Source organism: Streptomyces griseiscabiei, assembly GCF_020010925.1.
GTDB lineage: Bacteria > Actinomycetota > Actinomycetes > Streptomycetales > Streptomycetaceae > Streptomyces > Streptomyces griseiscabiei.
The window spans coordinates 150,438-173,785 of sequence record NZ_JAGJBZ010000003.1 but is presented as its reverse complement, the minus strand read 5'-3'; the positions used below and the strand labels follow the sequence as shown (position 1 = coordinate 173,785).

The window sequence follows — 23,348 nt, the reverse complement described above, 5'->3', positions numbered from 1 at the left end:
GGATCGGCGTACGCCCCTGCCACGGGAGGAGGGCTGACCCATCGGGCTCAGGCCAAGGGAAGCTCCGCAAGCATGACGGCGTACACCGGGGAGTCCGGGAAGGGCTGACGTTGTCCGACCTTCCGGAAGCCCCAGGACTCGTACATGGCCTGCACACGGGGGTGTTCGGTGTCGACGAGCAGGACCACGAGGTCCTCGTCCCGCTGGTCGAGAAGGGCTCGAGTCGCCAGCTCGGCGGTCCCCGTCTTGCGCCACTTCGTGCGGACGGCCAGCTCGGAGTAGGAGAACGTCCGGCTCTTCTCCGGCGCCGGGTCGAGGTGCTCGCGCCACCACTCGCGGTAGGCCGTGGACGGGGCACCGTAGGCGAAGGCCACCGCCTCCTCTCCGTCGAAGGCGATCACGCAATCGAAGTCCGGATTGCCGCCCCAGTGGTCGACGAACCAGGGGAAGCGCTGGTTGAACTCGTCGTCCATGGCATCCGCATAGGCGTCCGCGTGCACGTCGATCAGGGCCTGACGGATCTGCGCCAGGTCCTTGTTGCTGAAGCGGCGGACGTCCAGCTCTGCGGCGTTCAACCTCGGCTCCATTCGGCTCGGTAGCGGTCTCCCCACTCTCGGGCGACTCCGGCGCCCGGCGCAAGCGTGATCAAGTCACGGTAGAAATCGCCGAGCAGGGAGCGCATCCGGCCCGGAATGGGGGTGTCCGTCATCAGCTCGAAGGCGTTCGAGGCTGTGGAGCACGCCTGGTCGATGTCCCGCTGGTGGAGCTGGGCCAGAGCGAGCCGTGTGGTGGCCAGGGCCCGGTTCCTGCGGAACTGCTCGGGGATCGTGCCCAGGGCCTTGTGGGAGGCCGCCTCGGCCTCGGCGGAGTCCCCGATCCGGTCCCGGACGATGGCCGTCATGGCGGTCAGCTCGGCCGGGCCGTAGAAGGCCGTCCAGCTCGGGCGGGGCTGGTCCTTGTCCGCCTTGCCCAGGGCTTCCCCGGCGTGCCCCAGGGACCGCAGGGCGGCTTGTCGGTCGCCGAAGTTCGAGTGGCCGATGGCCGTTCGAGCGTGGGCCAGAGAGGCGAAGAGCGGGTCCCGCTTCGTGATAGAGGTGGCCTGAGCGGCCAGGCCGGAGTCGATGGCCTCCGTGTGCTCCCCGCGCTGATGAGCCAGCATCGCGTAGGAGTTCCAGACCCTCATCTCCGCCACGGGGTCCTGGGCCATGCCCGCGAGGTACAGAGCCCGTCCAAGGAGAGTCTGGGCCCGGTCGGCCTGCCGGCCGTCGATCGCGCTCCAGGCGGCTGTGGCGGTGTAGTCGGCGGCGATCGAGAAGAGGCGGAGCCGAATGCGCTGGGTGGCACCCTTCTTGACCTTGTCGAGCGCCTCGGCGGCCCCGGCGAGGGCGGACCGCTCAAGGCTCTCGTGGCCTCCCCTGGTGTCGTCCAGCTCCATCAGGGCGTCCAGGCCCGAGCGGAGCCGGAGGACATCGGAGGTACCGACCTGCGAGGGCGCACCGACGAACGGCACCGCACCGGCAGCGGTTCCGGTGGTGGCGGTGAGGAAGTTCCTACGGTCCACGGAGGACTCCGGTTCAGGGGTGGGGCGTCGTTTTCGGGCCGAAGGACTGAACCCCAGCTCTTCGGCCGTGCATCCGAATACTGCTTCTAAGGCCTCGCGCTGCCTGGGGTGTGGCCACCGGGTATTTCCGGTCAGCCAGTTGCGGATCGTCCGGTCGCTGACCGTTCCCTCGTGTCCGGCACAGAGCAACCGGGTGTTCACCGCGTCGGCCAACTCCACCTGGGTCAAGCCGCGCTCCTGCATCGCGCTGTTGAGGCTCCCGTTCCTCTCCACGTACCCACCGTAGGAGGTGATCCCTCGTCAGTGAGGGTCCGGCCCAGAGATTTCCGGTCGGACCGGACGTACACCGGGCCGATCTTTCCTGCCGCATGAGGACCGGGAGACGTTCACTCGGGTAAGGCCACTCACACCGCACCCCCGAGGTCCTGATGACTGTGACCGCAACGCCACGCCCCACGGGGCACCCCGGATACTCACAGACCGTTGATCGCGTGCCGGAGAGCGCGGGTGTGGCGCGCAGGCTGGTCCGTACGGCGCTCGCCGCCTGGCACCAGGACGACTTGATCGACAACGCCGAGAACGTCATCACCGAGCTGGTCTCCAACGCCATCGACCATGCCCGGCTCCCCTCGATCCGGATCCTCGTCACACGCCCCTCCGAGGGCTGGATCCGCCTCGGGGTGGTCGACCGCTCCCGGGAGATGCCGGAGCTGCGGACCGACTCCAACGGGGACCGGATCCGGGGACGTGGCCTCGTCCTGGTCGACGCCCTCTCGGACCGCTGGGGCACGGACATCCACCGCTGGGGCAAGACCGTCTGGGCCGAGATGATGTGCGAGGTCGAACGGTGAAGGGCGGCAAGGCGTGGGTGGGTGACGAGGTCCGCGACGAGGACGCGGGCCGGGCCGGGCCGGGATGGTCACGGACGTCCGCGGCGGGATCTACTTCGTGCGCCCCCTCACGGGCGGGGGTGCCGCGTGGCCCCAGCACGACCCCGACCGGCTGACGGTCATCGTGCCCCGGGATGACGGCCGGCTCAGGTGACCAAGCCTCCCCAGCCAGTCCCCACCGACCGCACGGGCGCCCTCCTGGCGGCCTGCCAGTACGAGTTGGGCTCCTGCTTCCGCCCCGCGACGGCCGGGGCTCTTCGCTGCCGGTGGCTACTCCTCACCTACCGCTTCGGCCTGCTCCGCAATCTGGGGTTGCACCTCAGAGTCATCTTCTTCCGACAGCGCGAACTCCGGCTCTGACCGCTGCCTCCACCGCCGCGTCACGTGTCGCCTTGGATGAGGCGCCTCGGCACCCCAACTACGCCTCGGCGCCGCCGTGTTGCCTGCCGCTAGGTCACCGCTTTGCAACAGCGGTGTCCTGAAGGGGGGACGGGTGTGACCAAGATGCCTCGCGGCCCCTCTTGATCATCGCAAGACCGGGAGGCCGGCGATACACCGCCGCCTTCCGCGCCCCCTCCCCCCACTCCGAAAGGATCCCCCATGATCAACCGCCACCTGCGCAAGGCCGTCGTCGTCACCGCCGCGCTCACCGCCGGACTGCTGATGACGGCATGCCAGAACGGCTCCGGCACCGACTCGTCGTCCGGCTCGTCCGGCGGGAGCGGGTCGGACAAGGCCGCGGTCGCGGAGAAGGCGTCGAACGCCGAGGGGGCCAAGGGGGCCAAGGGTGTCAGCGGCTCGTTCGACAACGGGCAGGTCAGCTACCTGGCCCCCGGCAAGTACGTCGTGTCCGTGCCCGGCAAGGACGACCAGCAGTTCTGGGTCGCCGACGACACCGAGGTGTACGGCGCCGGCACGGTCTGCGGCGAGGCGGGCTCCAAGGTGGACGCGCCCTGCACGCTGGACCAGTTGGAGGCCGCCACGAAGAAGGCCGCCGTGAACGCCGACGTGGACCTGAAGGACGGCATCGCGACCCTGGTGACGGAGCGCCGCACCCCCCAGCAGGGCTCCGGCTCCTCCGGGTCGACCGGTTCTTCCGGCTCCGGCGAGACCGCCGTCGACGGCATCAACAAGGGCAAGGGCGTCAACGGCACCTGGTTCGGGAACGTCTCCTACCTCGCCCCCGGCAAGTACACGGTCTCCGACGCCAAGGGCACCGAGCAGCAGTTCTTCACCGCCGAGGACACCGAGATCATCGGCTACGACGACATCTGCGAGGCCGTCAACACCGGCCCCGGCGGCGAGGGCGGCAAGGAGTGCACCGAGGCCGAACTGGAGGCCGCCGCCAAGAAGGGCTTCAGCGCGGAGGTCGTCATCAGCAACGGGATCGCGACGAGCATCCGGGACGACAACTGAGGCCGTACGGTGTCGCCCTTACGATCGGTGGATGACGTCACGGCGGGCGAATGCCGCGTAGGGCGCCCCGCGAACTGCGGGCCGGTGGGTCCGGCGGGCAGGCCGGAGGCGCGGTGAGCACGCTGCTCGTCGGCGCGTGTCCCGGGCCCCCGGCGTGCACGTCCGTCCACACGTATCTCTTCGTCGACGGCCTCGACATGATCACCCGCAGTGACAGCGGTATGGCCGGCCTCGCTCCGGAGTGGCTGCTCCGCCCGGGCGGACCGCTCTGTCCGACGGACATGCCGCGCACGGTGGAGGTGGCGACCCGGATACGGCCCGAGCCGGCCCCGGACACACTGACCGTCCGGATCCGGCTCCGGGGGGACACGGTCGTCTGGTCCGGGACGGCGTACCCGGGCCCCGACGGCGGGCCCGTCGAGGAGGTCCGCTTCGGCCTGGAGCAGTACCTGGGCGAGATCGAGCGGGCGTACGGGGCGCTGGTGGACCGGCCGTGACCGCCGGGCGCGGGCGGGGCCGTATCACCGCGCTGCGGAGCCGTCTTCGGGGTCTCCGCGCGCAGCCTCGCCCCGAAGCCCCCGGCCCCCGGTGGCAGTTGATCGGTGGCGCGGCCTCACTACGATCGCCGGTCATGGACTGGATGGAGCGGGTCGCGAGGCTCAGGCAGTGGACCAGGAGCGGGACGCGGGCCCCGCACAAGCCGTTGCTGCTGCTGCACGCGCTGGGCCGGTTCCAGCGGGACCCGGACGGTGAACTGCGGTACAGCGCGGTGGAGGCGGAGCTGCAGCGTCTGCTGACCGAGTACGGTCCGCCGCACAGGACGTCGCCCGCCTACCCCTTCCACCATCTGGTCAGCGACGGCGTGTGGGAGGTGCGGACCGACCGCGGCCCGGGCAGTCCCGGGACCGGGGTGCGGGACCTCCGGGAGACCGGTGCCACCGGCCGGCTCGTACCGGAACTCAGGGCGGCTCTGCGCGGCGAGCCGGAACTGCTGGGCCGGATGGCGCGGTTGCTGCTCGATCTGCACTTCCCGCCCTCGTTCCACGCCGAACTGTGCGAGGCCGTCGGCCTGGAACCGGAGCCGGCGGACACCGTGCGCCTGTCGGCCGCGCGTCGGCAGCGGGACCGGCGCATGCGCGAACTGGTGCTGACCGCCTACGAGTACCGGTGCGCCTTCTGCGGCTACGACGGCCGGATCGGCACCGTCCCGGTCGGGCTGGAGGCCGCGCATGTGCACTGGTGGGCGTTGGGCGGACCGGACGACGTCGACAACGGCCTGTGCCTGTGCTCGCTGCACCACAAGCTCTTCGACAAGGGTGTCCTCGGGGTCGACGGCGACCATCGCGTCCTCGTCTCCCAGCGCTTCGTCGGCCACAGTCCCGCCGCCTGCGAGCAGGTCGTCGCGCTGGCGGGCCGCGCGCTGACCGGCCCGCAACCGGGCGTCAGCCCCGTCGCGGCCCATCACCTCGACTGGCACCTCGACCAGGTCTTCCACGGCTCGCCCCGCCCCGCCACCGCCGCCTGACGGCTCCGGACCGGATGTCAACAGCCTGTGGATGACGGCGACGCTCCACGAGCCTCACCGGACCTCACCGGGCGGCGCGAGGTCTCCCGCCGGCGGAGGCGCCGCCCTCCCGGTCGGACGACGGCCACACGTACGGCAGATCGTCCGGCACACCGGGGAACAACGGGCCGTAGACCGCCGGGTCCTTGCGCACCAGCGCCGACCGGTGGCTGCGGTGGAAGTCCTCGTCGCCGAGCCAGGGCGGCAGTTCCCCGGCGGCGGCCAGGCTCGGCCGGTTACGGACCGGCTCGTCGGGGCGGACCGCGGCGAGATCGGCGACCAGCGTGGCCGCGCAGCTGTCCCGGTGCCCCTGCTCGCTCCACACCTCGCAGACGTCCAGGCCGTACCGGACCAGCGCCTCCTCGTATCCCGCCCACATCCGCACGGCCGGGTGCCGGCGCCACCCGTAGCCCGGCACGACGAGGCCGCGCAGGACCTGCAGGGCCTCGACCCGCTGCTTGCCGAGCCGGCGCCGGTCCAGGAGCAGCGCCGACGCCCTGAAGCCGGGACAGGGCAGGAAGGTCTGCATGCCGTCGCCCTTCTCCGTGTCCGTGAGCCGTCCACCGCCGGGTACCCGCGCCCGGCGGTGTACACGGACGGCGGTGTACACAGACGGCGGGGGGGGGCGCGGCCTGCGGCCGGGGGGCTCGGTCTGCGGGTGCGGCCCGGAGGCGGCTGGGACAGACTGGACGCAGGCATGACCTCGTCAGGGGCGCGTGAGGAGGGTCCGGCGTGGGCTTCGACCGGCTGCCGTTCAAGTGGCTCTTCGCAGGCGCCGAGGACATGCTGCTGTCCGCCGTGGCGGACGCGCCGGGCGAGGTGCTGGAACAGGCCCACGAGTACGGCATCCTGCGCCGCGTCCTGGACGGAACGCCCGCCGCGGTGGCGGTCATGGACCACCGGCTGCGCTACCGCTACGTCAACGCCGCCATGGCGCGGATGGGCGGAGTGCCCGCCGCCGCGTTCCACGGCCGGACCATGGCCGAGGTACTGCCGGGCGTCCACCGCTCGGAGGAGATCCTGCGCATGGTCCTCGACGACGGCCGCCCCCGCGAGCTGTCCGTCACCGGCAGCACACAGGCCAACTCGCCGTTCCCGAACCGGCAGTGGAGCGCGGTCTACCACCGGCTGGAGGAGAACGGACGGGTCACCGGGCTGTGCGGCATCGCGGTCGAGATCAGCGGGCTGCGGCAGTCCATGGACGACCTGGAACGCACCCAGCAGCGCCTCGCCCTGCTGGACACGGCCACCACCCGCATCGGTACGACGCTCGGGGTGGAGGAGACCTGCGCCGAACTGGCCGAGTTCGTGGTGCCGAGCCTCGCGGACCGGGCGAAAGTGTGCACCCTGGAGGAGGAGTCCGACGACGCGCCGCCCCCGGCCCCGGGTGTCGTACGGCTGCGTGTCGTCTCCGTCACCGGGGGCACGGACGCCGCCAGCAGCCCGGGAGTCATCGGGAGGGTCGGCGAGTACATAGACGTCCGCCGCGGCGGACAGACCCGGATGTGCCTGGACACCGGACGGCCGTGGGTGGGGAACCTCGTCACGGACGACGTGCTGCTCGACATGATGTGGACGCCGGCCGACGTCGACGTGATCCGCGCCGCGGAGATCCACTCCTTCCTCTTCGTACCGCTGCCGACCAAGGGACACCCCGTCGGCATCCTCTACCTGAGCCGCGCCGGCGACTCCGCCCCCTTCACCGACGGGGACGTCATCGTCGCGCAGGATCTCGCCGGCCGGGCCGCCGTCGCCATCGACAACGCCCGGCAGTACTCCTTCGAGCACGACATGGCCCTGGAGCTGCAGCGCGCGCTGCTGTCGGAGCCCGGTGTCCCCCACCCGGACGTGGAGGTCGCCTCCCGGTATCTGCCGGCGGGACGGCACGCGCTGGTCGGGGGCGACTGGTGCGACTCGATCGCGCTGCCGTCGGGGCAGACGCTCCAGGTCGTCGGGGACGTGATGGGCCACGGTTTCACCGCGGCCGTCGCCATGAGCCACTACCGTTCGCTGCTGCGCACCCTCGCCGTCTCCGGCGCCCCGGTCGAGCGCGTCCTGGACGAGGCCGACCACCGCGTCGCGAGCATCGGCGTCGACCGGGTCGCGACCTGTCTGCTGGCCCTCGTGGACCCCGGCTCCGGCACCTGCACGATCTCCAGCGCGGGCCATCCGCCGCCGGTGCTGCTGCGTCGGCAGGGCCGTACCGATCTGGTGCCGGTCCCGGCGGGCCCGCCCCTCGGCACCGACCTGGGCGGCCACGAGGCGTCGACCGTGCCCCTGCCGCCCGGGGACGTGCTCCTGCTGTACACCGACGGGCTGGTCGAGCAGCGCCGGGTGGACATCGACGCCTCGCTGCGCCGCCTGACCGGCCTCGGCCTCCCCGTGGACGGCCCCCTGGAGGGCGTCCTCGACACACTGCTCGCACGCTTGGTGCACGGACCGGCCGAGGACGACGTCACCCTGCTCGCCGCCCGCAGGGAAACCGCCTAGAGGGCAGCCCTAGGCCTGCGGGGTGGCCTGCGGGGTGGTCTGCGTCGCGACCCCCCGGCGGCGGGCCAGCCACACCACGGCCGCCGCGTAGAGGGCGACCAGGGGGACGTCGAGGGCCAGCATCGTCCAGTCCATGTCGGCGGCGGTCTCCTCGATGCCGAGGCCGTCGACGGTGGCCGACAGGATGCCCAGCGGGAGCAGGTTGTTGAGGACGTGCAGGGCGATCGCCGCTTCCAGGCCGCCCGTACGGATGGTCAGCAGGCCCGCGATCAGGCCGAACACCACCAGGTCGGCGAAGCCCCAGGGCGTGCCCCAGCCGTGTGCGGCGGCGAAGAGCACGGCCTGCGGAACAACCGCGATCCAGGGCGAACGGCACCACGCGCCGACCGTCTGCGTCAGCCAGCCCCGGAACACGTACTCCTCGGCCGCGGCCTGGAACGGCACGAGCAGACAGACCGTCGCGAGGCCGAGCAGGAACGTGGTCGCGCCGGCCCACGTCCACTCCGGCGCTCCGACGTCGGCCCCGGGGAGGAGCAGGGAGAGGCCCAGGGTCGCCCCGGCCACGGGCAGGGCCACCGCGAGGCACAGCCCGAGCCAGCGCCACCGCAGGGCGCCCGCCACCGAGGCGACGGTGCCGGCCGGGCGGCGCCCCGTCCAGCGGGCGGCCAGCAGCACCAACGGGATGCACAGGCCGAGGGAGAGCAGCAGCAGGGCGGTGTCACCGATCGGGCCCCAGACGACGACGCCGTCGGCGTCACGGGGGCGGTCCAGGACCGCCCCGGCGATCTCGCCACCGCCGAACACCAGCAGCGTGACGAGCACCGCGCCGAGGAACACCACCCCGGTCCCCACCAGCGGCCGCCACCACCGGTGGCTTCCGGCCACCAGCGCGAGCCGGTGGTACGGAAGCGGCGGCACGGGCGGCGGCGGGGCGCCGGTCCGCAGCCAGGGCGGACCGGGAGGCTGGTGCGGTCGGTACGGGTGGTACGGCGGCTGCTGGTACGGCTCCCCGGCGGTGCCGGGCTCGTACGGCGGCCCGCCCGTGACCTGCGGCCCGCCCGTGACCGGCGGCCCGTCCATGGCCCGCGGCCCGCCCGTAACGTGCGGTCGGTGCGGCTCTCCTGCCGGGTGCGTCGTCGTCATACGGCTCAGCATCCCGGCGTACGGGGGCCATGGCGTCGGCCGTACGCACGAGCGCTGTCTCCAACCCGGGATAGGGACGTCCCCGGCGGCGGGCCGAAAGTATGATCGGCGCCATCATGGAGCGCATACGGGACTGGCTGCTGCCCGCGCTGTTGGCGGTCGTCCAGTTGTCCGTCTGGCCGGGGTACACGCTGCTGCGCGGCGGGGCGGTGGAGGCGCCGCAGCTCGTCGTGGGCCTGGCCGTGACCGTGGTGGCCGCCGCCGTGCTGGGGATGCGCCGGCGGTTCCCGGTCGTCGTGGCGCTCACCGTCGACGCGTTGACGGTGGCCGCGCAGTTCGTCGTACCGGACGAGGGCCTGGTGGCCGTCGCCGTGGCGGGTGTGGTCGCGCTGTACTCGGTCGCGGTACGGCGGCCGGGCCGCACGGCCCTTCTCGTCGCGGCCGTGCTGACCGGCACGGCGGTGCTCGGGGCGCTGGCGGTGTACGACTCGGCCGTCGACATCGGCGGGGAGGCACTGGCGAGTCTCGCGGTGTTCGCGGGCACGGTGGGCGCGGGCCGCAGCCGCCGTCAGTGGCTCGCCGGCCGCCGGGCCGCCGAACGGGAGCTGGCACGGGCCGAGGCCGTACGCGGGAGCGCGGCCGTCACGGAACGGGACCGCCTCGCCCGGGAGTTGCACGATGTCAGCGCCCACCACCTCACCTCCGTCGTGGTCACGGCGGAGGCGGCCCGCCGCCTCGGTGACCGCAGGCCCGAACTGACCGCCGACGCGCTGCGGTCGGCGGCGGAGGGCGGGCGGGCGACCGTGGCGGCGCTGCACCGGCTGGTGACGGTGATGCGGACCTCGGCGGCCGACGAGGAGAGCCCCCTCGAAGAGCGCGTCGCCGAACTCGCCGCGGGGTTCGTACGCCTGGGCCAGCGGGTCGTCCTGGACATCGCCCCGAGCCCGGCCGCCCTCACGGGCCCGGTGGCCGACACCGCCTTCGCCCTCGTCCGCGAGTCCCTCACCAACGCCCTGCGCTACGCCCCGGGCACCTCGGTACGGGTCGTCCTGCACGACGCCGGGGAGGCGCTGACCCTCGTCGTGGAGGACACCGGCCCGGGCGGGGCCCCGGCGACGGCGCCCGCCCCGGCCCCCGGGCGGGGGCTCGGTTCCGGGCGGGGGACGGCGGGGATGCGGGACCGGGCGGCCGGGCTCGGCGGGCGTCTCGACGTGGGGCCGCGTGCGGAGGGTCCGGGGTGGGCCGTGCGGGCGTGGCTGCCGTACCCCTCGGCGGCGGGGCGCCGCGATCCGGTTCTCCCGCGCATGAGTGGGGCCGACACCGCGACCGTGCTCGCCGTCGCCGCGCTGCCCGTGGTGGCCGTGCTGATCGAGCGGCCGGCCGCCACCGCCATGGCCTGTCCGCCCGCCGTCCTGCACGCCCTGCCGCTGCTGTGGCGGCGCCGGGCCCCCTGGACCACCCTGCTCCTGGTGCTGGCCACCGCCTGGATCTCCCCGGCTCTCCTGGCCCACGGCCCGCTGCCGTCGGGCGCGGCCTGGGCGCTGACCCTGGCGGGGGCGGGCGCGGAGTGCGTCGCGCTGCGCGCGGTGGCGGCCCACGCCGGGCCCCCCGGCCGCACCTGGCCCGCGATCCCCCTGGCCGCGGCCGGACTCGCGGCCACGGCGGTCACCCTGGACCTGGCGAGCGGCGGCTCCCTCGCCCCCGGGGAGGAGGAGGCCTCGGGTGCCCTGTTCCTCGTCCTCCTCGGCTTCTTCGCCGCGTTCCTCACCCTCTTCCTCGCCGTGCCGATGACCGGCGTCTGGGGCCTCGGCGTCTATGTCCGCCGACGCCGGGAGCGCGTCACCCGGCGCGAGGACAGCGCGCTGTCGGCGGCGGTGTGGGCCGCGGTGGTCGAGGCGTACGAGGAACGGCAGCGCATCGCCGCGGAGTTGCGCCAGGCGGTGCTCCGGCACGCCGACGCGGTGGTGGTGCACGCCGAGCGCGACGATCTCGACGGCGCCGCCGAGCAGGCGCGGGCCGCCCTGACCGCCATGCGCGAACTGCTGGCCGTACTGCGACAAGGGGCGGTGACCGCCTCCGGGCCGGCGCTGCCCGCCGGGGGCCGAGCCGTGCCCCCGGCAGAACACGAGAACGAGGAGGTGCCCCCATCGAGCCCCGAAGCCAGGAGGCTGTCCCCGCCGTCCGGGTGATGGTGGTCGACGACCAGGCCGTGGTGCGTGCCGGGTTCGCCGCCATCATCGGCGCGGAGCCGGATCTGACGGTCGTCGGGGAGGCCGGCGACGGCGCCCACGCCGTGGAACTGGCGCGGCGTCTCACCCCCGACGTCGTCCTGATGGACATCCGGATGCCCGGCATGGACGGCCTCACCGCCACCCGGCTGCTCACCGCGTGGGAGGACGCCCCGCGCGTCCTCGTGCTGACCACCTTCGACCAGGACGTGTACGTCCACGACGCGCTGCGCGCCGGGGCCTCCGGGTTCCTCCTCAAGGACGCCCGGCCGGAGGAACTGCTCGGCGGCATCCGGGCGGTGGCGTCCGGCGACGGCATCCTCGCCCCGGCCGTCACCCGCCGGCTGATCGAGGCCTTCGCGCACACCGCGCCCGCGCCGGACCCCGCGCCCCTGGACACCCTCACCCCGCGCGAGCGGGAGATCCTGACGCTGGTGGCGGCGGGCCTCGCCAACGCCGAGATCGCGGCCACCCTCGGTGTCACCACGGGCACCGTGAAGTCCCATGTCAACGCGCTGCTGCGCAAGTTGGGCCTGCGCGACCGCGTACAGGCCACGATCTTCGCGTACGACACCGGCCTGACCCGGCCGCGCGGGACATGATCCGGCGGCGGGTCCCGGCGCGGGCTACGGCTTGAGGTCCTCGGGGGTGTAGAGGTCGCTCACGGCCAGTACGGACTCGTAGTTGGTCTTGTCGACGCTGATCGGCTGGAGCAGATACGCGGGAACGGCCTTGACGCCGTTCTTGTAGGACCGCCGGTTGTTCAGCTCCGGTGTCTCGCCGTTGAGGATGTCGTCGGCCATGGTCGAGGCCATCTCGGCGAGTTGGCGGAGGTCCTTGAAGACGGTCTGCGACTGCTCGCCCGCGATGATCGACTTCACCGAGGCCAGTTCGGCGTCCTGGCCGGTGACGACCGGGAGCGGCTTGGCCGCGGTGCCGTAGCCGTTCGCCTTCGCCGCGTTCAGGACACCGATGGAGATCCCGTCGTACGGCGAGAGGACCGCGTCGAGCTGCTCGCCGCCGCCGTACGACTCGGCGAAGACCTTCCTCATCCGCTTCTCGGCGGTGGGTCCGTCCCAGCGCAGGGTGGTGATCTGGTCCATGTCGGTCTCGCCGGACGGGACGACCAGCTGCTTGTTGTCCAAGTACGGCTGGAGCAGGTGCATCGCGCCGTCGTAGAAGAACTTGGTGTTGTTGTCGTCGGGCGAGCCGGCGAACAGTTCGATGTTGAACGGGCCCTTGCCGTCCTCCAGACCGAGCTTCTCGATGATGTAGCGGGCCTGGAGACGGCCGACCTGCTCGTTGTCGAAGGAGACGTAGTAGTCGACGTTCCTGGTGCCGAGGATGAGCCGGTCGTAGGAGATCACCGGGATGTCGGCGGCGGCGGCCTGCTGGAGCACGCCGTTCAGGGACTTGTTGTCGATGGCCGCGATGATCAGCGCGTCGACGCGCTGTTCGACCAGTTTGGCTATCTGGTCGACCTGGGCCTTCGGATCGTCGTCGCCGTAGACCAGTTTGGTCTTGTACCCCTTGCCCTCCAGATCGTCGACGACGCTCTTGCCGTCGGTGAGCCAGCGCTCGGAGGCCCGGGTAGGCATGGCGACGCCGATGGTGCCGCGCTCGGTGCTGCCCCCGGTGGTCTCGCCCCCACAGGCGGAGAGGGTGAGGGCGAGGGAGGCCATCCCGGCGAAGGTGGCGAGAACGCCTCGTCGGTTGGGCCGGCTGGTCGATCCGGTGCGCACTTGAACCCCGTTGTTCGAAATCTCGTCGCTGGGTCGGAAGGTGGGCGCGACATTAGGAGGGGATGTGCGGAGTGTCAACGGAACGCACACAAACGGTTTCAGAAAGCTGCACCGGCCTCACCCGCCCCACCGGTCTCACTCACCTCACCGCACCGGCATCACGGCCGGTAGGCGGCGCGGTTGTGGTAAGTCACCTTCCCGCTCGGCAACTTCGCCGGCGCGAAGAGCTGGTCGACGGTCACGAAGTGGAAGCCGCGCGCCTTGAGGGCCTTGATGATGCCCGGCACCGCGTCGACCGTCGTCTTGTGGATGTCGTGCATGAGGACGATGTCCCCGGGCTTGGTGTTCGCGTCGACGTACTTGATGAGCCGGGCGGTGTCGCGGTACTTCCAGTCGAGGGTGTCGACGCTCCAGTGCACCAGCGGCCGTGCGGCGGCCGAGCGGACGGCCGCGTTGTGCGCGCCGTAGGGGGCTCGGACGGTGGTGGGCTTCTTGCCCGTCGCCTGCTGGATCGCCGCGTCCGCGCGGGAGAACTGCGACTTGATCTTCGCGGCGCTGAGCTTGGTCAGATCGGCGTGGTCCCAGCTGTGGTTGCCTATCTGGTGACCGGCCTTCGCCGCGGCCTTCACCGTCGCCGGGTACTTCTGCACGTTCGAGCCGACGGCGTAGAACGTCGCTCTGGCGTCACCCCCCGCCTTCAGGAGGTTCAGCAGCCGCTGGGTGTCCTTGACCGGTCCGTCGTCGAAGGTGAGCGCCACGCACTTCACCTTGCGGCAGTCGACGGCCTTGGGCGCGGCGGAGACGGTGGTGGCGGTGCCGACGAGCGTGCCGGCACAGAGGGCGGCGACGGTGGCGGCCGAGATGACGAGGCGTCGTTGCATCGGATCCTCCGGTGGCGGTGAAGTTCCCTTGCGGGCGGCTGACTTGCCTGTAAGACGCACATGACGCGGGCTTGGATGTAGCGCGGGACGGAGCAAAGAGGAGCAAAGAGGAACATGTCGCACGGGTGCGCGGGACGGTAACTCCCGTTGTTTACAGGGGAATTGGGAGGGGAGGAAAGCCCCGGGGCCGGGGAGGTCAGGGGGTGGTCGTATGAAGTGGCGTCGGCGGGCCGGATCGGGCGCACCGGGTGACGGCCGTGACCCCGGCGGCACGAGCGGCCCCGGCGGCACGAGCGACCCACCCGGCGCAGGCGACCCGCCCGGCACAGGCGATGCCGACGGCACCGGCGACCCCGCCGACCCCGCCGACGCCGGTCTCAAGCTGCGCGTGGGCGAGCTGTTCGCCGAGGCTCAGCTGCTGATGCTCCAGGGGCGGCCCGCCGAGGGGGTGGCGCCGCAGCAGGAGGCCCGGCGGCTGATGTACGGCCTGATCGAGCGGAACCCGGGCGACCGCGCGGCCAAGGAGATGCTCGGCAATGTGCTGTACGGCCTGGGCTCCACGCTGACCAGCGCGGACGAGCCGGGCCGGGCCATCGACGCGCTCACGGAGTGCGCGGCCGTCTACGGGGAGCTCGCCGTCCCGGCCGGGCCCGGCGGCGATGCCGTGTCCGGCGGGCCCGACCCGTCCGCCATGGTGCCGCTCCTCGCCGACGTCCACGCCCGCAAGGCGCACGCGCTGAGCGCGCTGGGGCACGGGGCGTCGGCCGTCGTGGAGTCGGACGAGGCGGTCATGGCCTATCTGGGTCTCGGCGCCGAGGCCACCGACAGCCCCCACCGCCTCGACCTCGCCCGCGTGCTGAGCCTGAACGCGAGTGTGCTCCACAGCTTCGGCGACCGGGACCTCGCCGCCTGCTCGGCGGACTGGGCCGTCCGGTACTACCTGGCCAGGGCCGAGGCGATCAACACCGGCCCCCTCGTCGAGTCCCTCATGCACGGGGGGTATCTGCGGACGGCCGCCGGTGTCGCGGCCCGGGTCCACACCGAGCAGGGCAGGCTCTCGATCGCCCTGGGCGCCGGTGCGACGGAGGTGCACAGCGCACGGGCCCTGGCCGAGTCGGACAGCTCGGCCGACCTCGGCCACCTGGCCTCGGCCCTCACCCGTCACGGCCTCAACCTGCGCGTGGCGGGCCGTACGGCCGAGGGCAACGAGCTGATCCGGGAGGCCCGTGGCATCGACCCCGCCGCCGAGGCCGGGGCCACCCGGGAGTGGCAGTCCCTGACCGGCCGGAGCCCGGAGCAGGGCGGCAGGCGTCCGGTCACGTGCTACTCGGCCGCGATCGCCGTCGCGACCCGTGTCCTCGGGGAGAGCGAGGTGCCGTCGGTCCTGCGCGACCTCGCGTTCGACCCGTCGGACGGGGCGACGACCGTGACGCCGTCCCTGCTCTGCGAGCCGGGGACCGCGCCCGCCCTGGCGACCCTGCTCGCCGAGGCCGCGCTCGGCCTGCTGCGCGACGCGCGCCCGGACAGCCGGGACGCGGCCGGTGTCCTGGGCATCCAGGCGCACTGCCTGTTCGCCGCGGCCTCCCGGGTGCGGGCGACGGCCATGCGCGATCGGTTCCACGAGTCCGGCGGCACCTGGGCCCGGCTGCTCCTCGCCCTGATCCCCCTGTACGAGAACGGCGCGAGCCCGGCCACCGGCGAGGACCTGCGGGGCGGGCTGGCCGACATCGTCCTACGGCTCCAGCCGTTCGCCCACCGTGACGAGGCGACCCGCCGACTGGTCGAGGAGTGCACCGCCTTCATCGGGCGCGGCCCCCGCTGAGCGGGGCGCACTGAGCGGGGCTCGCCGGTATCGCGCCGGATACCGCACACTGGACCCCTACGCCGGACATACGTGCAGTACACACCCTTGCGGTGAAACTTAGGTCAGCCTTACCATGTCCAGTCGCACCACCGCACGGCACCACATCGCACCACCCAGGGCCCCGGCCGTCCCTCCGGACACGGGTCGCCCGCGGCGAGCGCTCCACCGACGCAGCCTGGCCGTTCCTCCCCCAGTGCCCTCAGGCCCCGTGCCTCCGGGCCTGGGAGGTACCCCCAGCCGGACCCGCTGCCCCAGGACCCGCCACGTGACTCACACCCCCCAAGGTCTCCACGACCCTGCCCTCGACCACAGCGACTGCGGCGTCGGCTTCCTCACCCGCCTCGACGGGACGCCGAGCCATGACGTCATCCGCAAGGGCGACGAGGCGCTGCGCGCCATCCCGCACCGGGGCGGCAAGTCCGCCGAGGGTGTCGGTGACGGTGCGGGCGTGAGCGTCGACCTGTCGGTGGAGTTCTTCGGCGCGCTCACCGGCGAGACACTGCGCGCCGGGCACTTCGGCGTCGCCAACTGCTTCGTGCCGACCGACGCCGCCCGCCGTGACACCGCCGTGGACCTGGTGGCCCGCAGCATCGCCGAGCAGGGCTTCGAGCTGCTCCTCGTCCGTGACGTGCCCGTCGACCACAGCGTCGCCCCGCCCGCGGCCGAGCGGTACCAACTGCCCATCGTGCAGTGGGTGTTCCGGGCCCCCGAGGACTGGGAGCGCGCCGCGGTCGACTCGGCCGCCCACCGCGCCCTGCTCGCCGTGGAGGCCGTCGCCTACGCCGACACCGACACGTACGCCGGGCTGTACCCGCTCTCCCTCGGCGCGCGCACCCAGGTGCTCAAGGGGCGGCTGAACTCCGGTGAGATCGTCGGCTACTTCCGCGACCTCACCGACCCCCGGCACTCGGTCCGCTCGCTGTACTTCCACACCCGGTTCTCCACGAACACCGAGCCGCACCCGACCATGGCGCAGCCGTTCCGGCTGATGGCGCACAACGGCGAGCTGAACACGGACCGCAAGAACCGGCTCTCCGACGAGGCCCTCGCGCGGGCCCGCACCCGCAGCATCGTGCGCCCGCCGGGCCAGTCCGACTCCAGCCGTCTCGACCAGACCCTGCAGAGCCGGGTCTTCGACGACGGGCTCGACATCGTCGAGGCCGTCGTGACGCTCATGCCTCCCGCCTGGGAGAACGACCACACACTGCCCGACGACGTCCGGGACATGCTGGAGTACTTCTCCCTCTACGAGGAGAAGAACGACGGCCCCGCCGCCCTCATCTTCAGCGACGGCGACGTGGTCGGCGCCCGGCTCGACCGGCTCGGGCTGCGCCCGCTGCGGACCGTCGAGACCGCCGAGTACCTGATGGTGGCCTCGGAGGCGGGCCAGGTCGCGTTCCCCGACGACGAGGTCGTGCACCGAGGCCGGATCGAGGCCGGCGGCATGCTCGTCGTCGACCACCGCGCCCGCCGTGTGCTGCGCACCCGCGAGGTCCTCGGCGCCCTCGCGGCGCGCCGCCCGTACAGCGAGCTGCTGGACGCGGCCCGGGTGCACCTCGACGACCTGCCCGCCCCCGACTACTACCGGGGCACCACGACCCTCGGCTACGACGGCGACCTGACCCTCGCCGGACGGTACGTGGCGTACGCGCTGAACCAGGAGAGCTTCCGGTTCATGCTCGACCCGATGCTCGCCACCGGCTCGGAGCGGATCTCCGCGATGGGCTACGGCAACGCCATCAACGCGCTCAGCGACACCGAGGGCGGTATGGCGAAGTACTTCTCGCAGCGCTTCGCGCAGGTCACCAACCCGCCGCTGGACAGCATCCGCGAGGCCGACGGCATGAGCATGCGGGTCGCGCTCGGCCCGAAGCCCGACGGCACCCACGCCACCAACGGCCGCCAGCTCGTCGTCTCCTCGCCCGTGCTCGGGCATCTCGACATGGTCCGGCTGCGGGACCAGCGGATCGTGCCGCTGGAGCGGTTCGCCATGCTCTACGAGCCCGTGGTGGGCGACGAGACGGCCAACGCCGACGCGCTCCGCTCGGCCCTGCACCGGCTCTGCGACGACGTCGAGCAGTTCGCCGCCGAGCAGGGCGGCATCGCGCTGCTCACCGACCGGGCCGTCTCCTCCACCCGCGCCCCGCTGCCCGTGATCCTCGCCGTCGCCGCCGTCAACCAGCGGCTCATCGAGACCGGGCTGCGGCTACGCGTATCGCTCGTCGTGGAGAGCGGCCAGCTGGCCTCCTCCCACCATGTGGCGACCGCGCTCGGCTTCGGCGCCTCCGCCGTCTACAGCCTCAGCGCCCGGCTGCGCGCCGAGGAGAAGTTCCCGAGCGCCCCGGCGCCCGCCGGTGACATGACCGAGACCGACCGGGCGCTGAAGAAGTTCCGCAAGGCCGCCGAGAAGTCCCTCGCCAAGACCATGGGACGGGTCGGGCTGTGCACCGCCGAGAGCTACATCGGCGGCGAGTTCTTCGAGCCGAACTACCTCGACACCCGCGACGACGTGTTCGCCCGGACCTTCCCGCACATGCAGGCCCCGGTCGGCGGTGTCGGCTTCGCCCGCATCGCCCAGGCCGCGACCGACTGGCACGAGCGGGCCCGTACGGTCGGGACCGAGGGGCAGATCCCGCTGCTCGGCCTGTTCAAGGAGCGGTCCGACGGCGCCGGGCACTCCTTCGGCGTCACGGCCGTCCGCGGCTTCGGCGACATGGTCGAGGAGCGGCCGGAGTTCGGGAGGCCCGAGGACTCCGACGCCCTGCGCCTGCTCACCCTCGGCCAGCTCGACGACGCGTTCGGCATCACCGACGCCGCGTACCGCAACACCGGGTACGACGCGCTCAGCGAGGCCGAGATCGACGCGTTCCGGATCACCCCGGGGTACCGCGCCTTCCTGCGGACCACGCACGAGGAGCGCTCGCGCCGCCCGGCCGCGCTCCGGGACGTGCTGGCCCTGCCCGCCGACGTGACCGGCCTCCGTACGCCGGAGGACTTCGCCCGCGAGCTGGGCCGCTTCTCCACGGACGGCAACGCCGGCGTCACGGTGCGCGGAGTGGCCGTCACGGTCACCGAGGAGGGCGTACGGCTGCGCCTCACCGCCCCCGGCCCGGACGCCGCCGAGCGTCACACCGCCCTCGCGGAAGGCCTCGCCCGGCTCGGCGACACGGGCGAGGTGCGCACCCTCGCGGCCGACGCCGACGGGGTCACCGTCTCCGCCACCGGCGCCGCCGCCCACCTCCTCGCCCTCCTCGACACCGCCCCCGACAGCGTCCCGCTGGACGAGGTGCAGCCCGCGCACGAGATCACCCGCTCGCTGGCCTCCGGCGCGATGAGCCACGGCGCGCTCGTGGCCACCGCCCACGAGGCCGTCGCGCACGGCACCAACATGGTCGGCGCGATGTCGAACAGCGGTGAGGGCGGCGAGCACCACACCCGGTACGGCACCATCCGGGGCTCCCGGATCAAGCAGTTCGCGTCGGGCCGGTTCGGCATCTGGGCGGGCTATCTCGCCGACCCGATGCTCCAGGAGCTGGAGATCAAGATCGGGCAGGGCGCCAAGCCCGGCGAGGGCGGCCAGCTGCCCGCGCCGAAGGTCACCGTCGACATCGCGGCGGCCCGTGGCGGCACCCCCGGCATCGAGCTGATCTCCCCTCCCCCGCACCACGACACGTACTCCATCGAGGACCTCGCCCAGCTCATCCACGACTGCAAGGCCGCCCGGGTCCGGGTCATCGTCAAGCTGGTGTCGTCCGAGGGCATCGGCACCATCGCGGTCGGTGTCGCCAAGGCGGGCGCGGACGTCATCAACGTCGCCGGGAACACCGGCGGTACGGGCGCGGCGGCCGTCACCAGCCTCAAGTACGCGGGGCGTTCGGCGGAGATCGGGGTCGCCGAGGTCCACCAGGCGCTCGTCGCCAACGGGCTGCGGCAGAAGGTCGTGCTGCGCTGCTCCGGCGCCCACCAGACCGGCGGCGACGTCGTCACCTCGGCGCTCCTCGGCGGCGACAGTTTCGAGTTCGGCACGACGGCCCTCATGATGCTGGGCTGCGTCATGGCGAAGAACTGCAACGTCAAGTGCCCGGCCGGGCTCACCACCAACCCCGAGGTCTTCGAGGGCGACCCGCGCGCGCTGGCCCAGTACCTCCTCAACATCGCGCACGACGTCCGCCAGATCCTCGCCCGCCTCGGCCTGCGCTCACTGCGCGAGGCCCGGGGCCGTACGGACCTGCTCCAGCTCCTCGACCACCCGGCGAGCGTCGGCCGTCTCGACGTCCGCCGTCTCCTCGCGCGCGTGCCCGAGAAGATCGTCGAGAACCCGGAGTACCTGGAGAAGGACTTCACCACCGACGACGCGCTCATCGAGCGGGTGCGGGCCGCACTCCTCGACCGCCGCGAGCCGTCCCTGCTGGTCGAGGGTGTCCGCCTCGGCAACAGCGACAAGTCGGTGGGCGGCCAGCTGAGCATCGACATCGAGCGCCTCCTCAACCACGGGACCGGCCAGGACGCCTCCGCCGTCCCTGCCGTCACCACCGACGACCGGGGCCGCCGCCGCCTCGTCGACGGCGCCGTGACCGTCCGCACCACCGGATCGGCCGGACAGTCGTACGGCGTCTTCTGCAACGACGGCATCACCCTCGAACACACCGGCACCGCCAACGACGGCGTCGGCAAGAGCCAGAGCGGCGGCCGGATCGTCGTGCGCGCCCCCGGCGGCGGCAGCACCGAACGCGGCGGGAACGTCCTCGTCGGGAACTTCGCGCTGTTCGGCGCGACCGGCGGCCGGACCTTCGTGCAGGGCGAGGCGGGCGACCGCTTCGCCGTGCGCAACTCCGGCGCGACGGCGGTCGTCGAGGGCGTCGGCGACTTCGGCTGCGAGTACATGACCGGCGGTACGGTCCTGAACCTCGGCGGCTTCGGCAAGGGCCTCGGCAACGGCATGAGCGGCGGGTTCCTCTACCAGTACGACCCCTCCGGCGAGCTGGCGGGCCGGGTCAGCGCCGACTCGCTCCTCGTCTTCCCGGTGACGGACACCGCGCACGGCGCCTTCCACGAGGAGGCCGTACGGCTGCTGCTGGCCTGGCACGTGGAGGCGACCGGTTCGCCGCTGGCGGCCCGGCTGCTGGAGAACTGGCCGAGCGAGCGGGAGCACGTGTACTGCGGGATGCCCCGCGCGCTGCTGCTCTACCAGGACGCGGGGGAGATCCTCGCCGCCGCGACCCGCAACGAACTCCTTGACGAGCTGGCGACCTCGGTCGCGACGGACAAGCTCCGCGCGTTCAAGGTCGACTACCGCGACCGCCGTACCGTCCTCGGCGGCCGGGCCCCGGCCTTCGGCGACCAGGGCAGCGACGACATGTTCTCGCTGCTGTCGTCGTACACCGTGCTCGGTGTCGCGCAGGACCTCGCGCTCCAGCGGGTGCCCGGCGCGGGCGGCCCCAGCGACCCGAAGGTCACCGAGGCCGTCCGGAACCTGATCCTCACCGAGGACTTCTTCGTCAAGCAGCGGGTCGTGAAGTATCTGCGCGGCACGCTCGACCGCTTCGACGACGGCGAACTCGCCACCCTCATCGCGATCAAGCGCCTCGACGACTACAAGCGCGCGCTGAAGCAGCGCAACAACCTCAGCGTGGACGCCCCCGGCACCTACGGCTGGATCGTCCACCAGACCGTCAAGAACGCGGACCGGGTCCGCGCCGCCCGCTTCGACGAACTGCTCGCCAACGCGGCACTCGACGAGATCGCGGCCATCGCCGCACGCCTCGCCCCGCAGGCCCCGACCGAGACGGTGACCGCATGACCCTCCTGCCCACCTCGGCCGTGCCCCCGCACCTGCCGCCGACCGGCACCCTCATCCCGGCCGACGCGCCCTTCTCCGCCCAGCAGGAGTCCTGGCTCGCCGGATTCATCGCGGGTGTCGCCGCCGCCGGACGCCGGGGCACCGCCTCCGACGCGCCCGCCGCCACGGTCGACGTCCTGATCGGCACCCAGACCGGCAACGCCGAGCTGGTGGCCGAGGACGTCGTCGCCGGTGCCCGCGCCCGGGGTCTCGGCGGCCGGACCACGGCCCTCGACGACGTCACCCCGGAAGCGCTCGCCGCGATGTCCCACGTCGTCGTCGTGACCTCCACCTACGGCGAGGGCGAGATGCCCGACAACGCCGGCCTGTTCTGGGAGGCCCTGCAGTCCGACACGGTCCCGCGGCTGGAGGGCGTGCGCTACTCCGTCCTCGGCCTCGGCGACCGGGGCTACGACGACTTCTGCCAGGCGGCGAAGCTCATCGACACCCGCCTCGAACAGCTGGGGGCGACCCGGGTGCACGACCGCGTCGACTGCGACGTGGACTTCGAGGAGCCGGCGACGGCGTGGACGGCGGCGGTCCTGGACCTGGTGGCCGCGGAGACCGGCGCGAGCGCGGGCGCGAAGGCCGCGGACGCACCCGCGTCGCAGGCCCCCGCACGCCCCCGCTCCCCCTGGAACAAGCGCACCCCGTTCCCGTCCCGGCTCACCACCAACCGGCTCCTCTCCGCCCCGCACAGCGCGAAGGAGATCCGGCACTACGAGTTCGACCTCGCCGACAGCGGCATCACCTACGAGGCGGGCGACGCGCTGGCCGTCGTCCCGCTGAACGACGAGCGGCTGGTCGGCGACCTCCTGGCACATCTGGGCGAGAGCGGCGCCCCGGCGGAGACGGCCGAACTCCTGCGCACGGAACGGGAGATCCGCACCCCGTCCAAGGAACTCATCGCGGACCTGGTCGAGCGGGCCCCGTCGAGCGAGCTGGCCTCGGTGGTCGCCCACGGCGACCGCTCGGACCTCGACTCCTGGCTCTGGGGCCGGGACGTCCTGGACCTGCTGCGCGACGCCGGCCCCCAGGCACCGTCCCTGGCCGAACTCCTGCCTCTCCTGCGCCCGTTGCAGGCCCGCCAGTACTCGATCTCGTCGAGCCCGCTGGCCCACCCGGGCAGCGTCCACCTCACGGTCGCGTCGGTCCGCTACGACTCCGGGCGGCGGACGTACGGCGGTGTGGCGTCGACGTATCTGGCGGACCGCATCGGCGAGGACGCGCCCGTCGGCGTCTACCTCCAGCCGAACGCCTCCTTCGGCGTCCCGGCCGACGACGACTCCCCCGTGATCATGATCGGCCCCGGCACGGGCATCGCCCCCTTCCGCGGCTTCCTGCACGAGCGGGCCGCGCGGGGCGCCGCCGGCCGCAACTGGCTCTTCTTCGGCGACCGCCACCGCGACACGGACTTCGTCTACGAGGACGAGCTGACCCTGCTGCGGGAGCGGGGCGTCCTCACCGAACTCGACCTCGCCTTCTCCCGCGACCAGGCCGAGAAGGTGTACGTCCAGACACGGATGCGGGAGCGGTCGCGGGAGCTGTACGCGTGGCTGGAGGACGGCGCGCACGTCTATGTCTGCGGCGACGCCTCCCGGATGGCGAAGGACGTCGAGACGGCCCTGCTGGGCGTCATCGCCGGGCAGCGCGGACGCGGCGACGACGACGCGGCGGAGTACCTGGCCGCCCTCCGCCGGGCCAAGCGCTACGTACGGGACGTGTACTGA

17 protein-coding genes are annotated in these 23,348 nt (G+C 72.8%); 11 read left to right on the top strand and 6 right to left on the bottom strand.

Annotation, left to right across the window (positions count from 1 at the left end; translation table 11 throughout):
- Positions 1-47: 47 nt before the first annotated feature.
- Positions 48-587, bottom strand: coding sequence for a GNAT family N-acetyltransferase (locus J8M51_RS34730; RefSeq protein ID WP_086759417.1), 540 nt, complete (start codon positions 585-587; stop codon positions 48-50).
- Positions 572-1,561: a hypothetical protein gene (locus tag J8M51_RS34725; protein WP_317852997.1), complete on the bottom strand. Its 990-nt coding sequence runs from the start codon at positions 1,559-1,561 to the stop codon at positions 572-574. Before J8M51_RS34725 ends, J8M51_RS34730 begins: the two co-directional genes overlap by 16 nt.
- A 491-nt stretch (positions 1,562-2,052) precedes the next feature.
- On the opposite strand from J8M51_RS34725, the gene J8M51_RS34720 reads away from it, so the two are divergent.
- From J8M51_RS34720 to J8M51_RS34700, 5 genes are all read left to right on the top strand, one after another.
- Positions 2,053-2,412: an ATP-binding protein gene (locus J8M51_RS34720; RefSeq protein ID WP_317852996.1), complete on the top strand. Its 360-nt coding sequence runs from the start codon at positions 2,053-2,055 to the stop codon at positions 2,410-2,412.
- Positions 2,413-2,601: 189 nt separating this feature from the next.
- Positions 2,602-2,811: a hypothetical protein gene (locus tag J8M51_RS34715; RefSeq protein ID WP_086759421.1), complete on the top strand. Its 210-nt coding sequence runs from the start codon at positions 2,602-2,604 to the stop codon at positions 2,809-2,811.
- Positions 2,812-3,051: 240 nt separating this feature from the next.
- Complete coding sequence (locus J8M51_RS34710) at positions 3,052-3,867, top strand: hypothetical protein (RefSeq protein WP_086759423.1); 816 nt, start codon at positions 3,052-3,054, stop codon at positions 3,865-3,867.
- Between the two features lie 50 nt (positions 3,868-3,917).
- Positions 3,918-4,364, top strand: coding sequence for a hypothetical protein (locus J8M51_RS34705; protein ID WP_216591874.1), 447 nt, complete (start codon positions 3,918-3,920; stop codon positions 4,362-4,364).
- A 134-nt stretch (positions 4,365-4,498) separates the two neighbouring features.
- The gene (locus J8M51_RS34700) at positions 4,499-5,392 is read left to right on the top strand and encodes a phosphorothioated DNA-binding restriction endonuclease (RefSeq protein ID WP_086759425.1); all 894 of its coding nucleotides are present in this window, start codon (positions 4,499-4,501) and stop codon (positions 5,390-5,392) included.
- Positions 5,393-5,456: 64 nt separating this feature from the next.
- Here J8M51_RS34700 and J8M51_RS34695 read toward each other — a convergent pair whose 3' ends face one another.
- Entirely contained in the window at positions 5,457-5,960 is a 504-nt protein-coding gene (locus J8M51_RS34695) for an MSMEG_6728 family protein (RefSeq protein ID WP_086759434.1), read from the bottom strand.
- 203 nt (positions 5,961-6,163) lie between these two features.
- On the opposite strand from J8M51_RS34695, the gene J8M51_RS34690 reads away from it, so the two are divergent.
- A complete protein-coding gene (locus J8M51_RS34690) occupies positions 6,164-7,921 on the top strand; it encodes a SpoIIE family protein phosphatase (RefSeq protein ID WP_086759427.1) in 1,758 nt (585 codons plus the stop codon).
- A 9-nt stretch (positions 7,922-7,930) separates the two neighbouring features.
- Here the strand turns inward: J8M51_RS34690 and J8M51_RS34685 are convergent, their stop codons facing one another.
- Complete coding sequence (locus tag J8M51_RS34685) at positions 7,931-9,064, bottom strand: CPBP family glutamic-type intramembrane protease (RefSeq protein WP_256965630.1); 1,134 nt, start codon at positions 9,062-9,064, stop codon at positions 7,931-7,933.
- Positions 9,065-9,180: 116 nt separating this feature from the next.
- On the opposite strand from J8M51_RS34685, the gene J8M51_RS34680 reads away from it, so the two are divergent.
- Positions 9,181-11,253 carry a sensor histidine kinase gene (locus J8M51_RS34680; RefSeq protein ID WP_267299753.1) on the top strand — a complete coding sequence of 691 codons (2,073 nt, stop codon included), beginning with the start codon at positions 9,181-9,183 and terminating at the stop codon, positions 11,251-11,253.
- Positions 11,253-11,894, top strand: coding sequence for a response regulator (locus tag J8M51_RS34675; RefSeq protein WP_086755604.1), 642 nt, complete (start codon positions 11,253-11,255; stop codon positions 11,892-11,894). Before J8M51_RS34680 ends, J8M51_RS34675 begins: the two co-directional genes overlap by 1 nt.
- A gap of 24 nt (positions 11,895-11,918) precedes the next feature.
- Here the strand turns inward: J8M51_RS34675 and chvE are convergent, their stop codons facing one another.
- Positions 11,919-12,974 carry a multiple monosaccharide ABC transporter substrate-binding protein gene (chvE, locus tag J8M51_RS34670; RefSeq protein ID WP_086755603.1) on the bottom strand — a complete coding sequence of 352 codons (1,056 nt, stop codon included), beginning with the start codon at positions 12,972-12,974 and terminating at the stop codon, positions 11,919-11,921.
- A 218-nt stretch (positions 12,975-13,192) separates the two neighbouring features.
- Positions 13,193-13,915 (bottom strand): polysaccharide deacetylase family protein, encoded by a 723-nt coding sequence (locus tag J8M51_RS34665; RefSeq protein WP_086755602.1) that lies wholly within the window; start codon positions 13,913-13,915, stop codon positions 13,193-13,195.
- A 211-nt stretch (positions 13,916-14,126) separates the two neighbouring features.
- Here J8M51_RS34665 and J8M51_RS34660 point away from each other — a divergent pair, with 211 nt between their 5' ends.
- The 3 genes from J8M51_RS34660 (at position 14,127) to J8M51_RS34650 (ending at position 23,348) form a co-directional block, all read left to right on the top strand.
- Positions 14,127-15,737: a hypothetical protein gene (locus J8M51_RS34660; RefSeq protein ID WP_086755601.1), complete on the top strand. Its 1,611-nt coding sequence runs from the start codon at positions 14,127-14,129 to the stop codon at positions 15,735-15,737.
- A gap of 307 nt (positions 15,738-16,044) precedes the next feature.
- On the top strand, positions 16,045-21,579 hold the full coding sequence (locus J8M51_RS34655; RefSeq protein ID WP_267299752.1) for a glutamate synthase-related protein: 5,535 nt from the start codon (positions 16,045-16,047) through the stop codon (positions 21,577-21,579).
- Positions 21,576-23,348 (top strand): diflavin oxidoreductase, encoded by a 1,773-nt coding sequence (locus J8M51_RS34650; protein ID WP_267299751.1) that lies wholly within the window; start codon positions 21,576-21,578, stop codon positions 23,346-23,348. Before J8M51_RS34655 ends, J8M51_RS34650 begins: the two co-directional genes overlap by 4 nt.

What these genes read in the sequence shown, in the direction of transcription:
- J8M51_RS34730 (WP_086759417.1), bottom strand. Translation starts at nt 587, where the DNA reads ATGGAGCCGAGGTTGAACGCCGCAGAGCTGGACGTCCGCCGCTTCAGC.
- J8M51_RS34665 (WP_086755602.1), bottom strand. Translation starts at nt 13,915, where the DNA reads ATGCAACGACGCCTCGTCATCTCGGCCGCCACCGTCGCCGCCCTCTGT.
- J8M51_RS34680 (WP_267299753.1), top strand. Translation starts at nt 9,181, where the DNA reads ATGGAGCGCATACGGGACTGGCTGCTGCCCGCGCTGTTGGCGGTCGTC.
- J8M51_RS34695 (WP_086759434.1), bottom strand. Translation starts at nt 5,960, where the DNA reads ATGCAGACCTTCCTGCCCTGTCCCGGCTTCAGGGCGTCGGCGCTGCTC.
- J8M51_RS34710 (WP_086759423.1), top strand. Translation starts at nt 3,052, where the DNA reads ATGATCAACCGCCACCTGCGCAAGGCCGTCGTCGTCACCGCCGCGCTC.
- J8M51_RS34685 (WP_256965630.1), bottom strand. Translation starts at nt 9,064, where the DNA reads ATGACGACGACGCACCCGGCAGGAGAGCCGCACCGACCGCACGTTACG.
- J8M51_RS34660 (WP_086755601.1), top strand. Translation starts at nt 14,127, where the DNA reads ATGAAGTGGCGTCGGCGGGCCGGATCGGGCGCACCGGGTGACGGCCGT.
- chvE (WP_086755603.1), bottom strand. Translation starts at nt 12,974, where the DNA reads ATGGCCTCCCTCGCCCTCACCCTCTCCGCCTGTGGGGGCGAGACCACC.
- J8M51_RS34700 (WP_086759425.1), top strand. Translation starts at nt 4,499, where the DNA reads ATGGACTGGATGGAGCGGGTCGCGAGGCTCAGGCAGTGGACCAGGAGC.
- J8M51_RS34675 (WP_086755604.1), top strand. Translation starts at nt 11,253, where the DNA reads ATGGTGGTCGACGACCAGGCCGTGGTGCGTGCCGGGTTCGCCGCCATC.
- J8M51_RS34705 (WP_216591874.1), top strand. Translation starts at nt 3,918, where the DNA reads ATGCCGCGTAGGGCGCCCCGCGAACTGCGGGCCGGTGGGTCCGGCGGG.
- J8M51_RS34650 (WP_267299751.1), top strand. Translation starts at nt 21,576, where the DNA reads ATGACCCTCCTGCCCACCTCGGCCGTGCCCCCGCACCTGCCGCCGACC.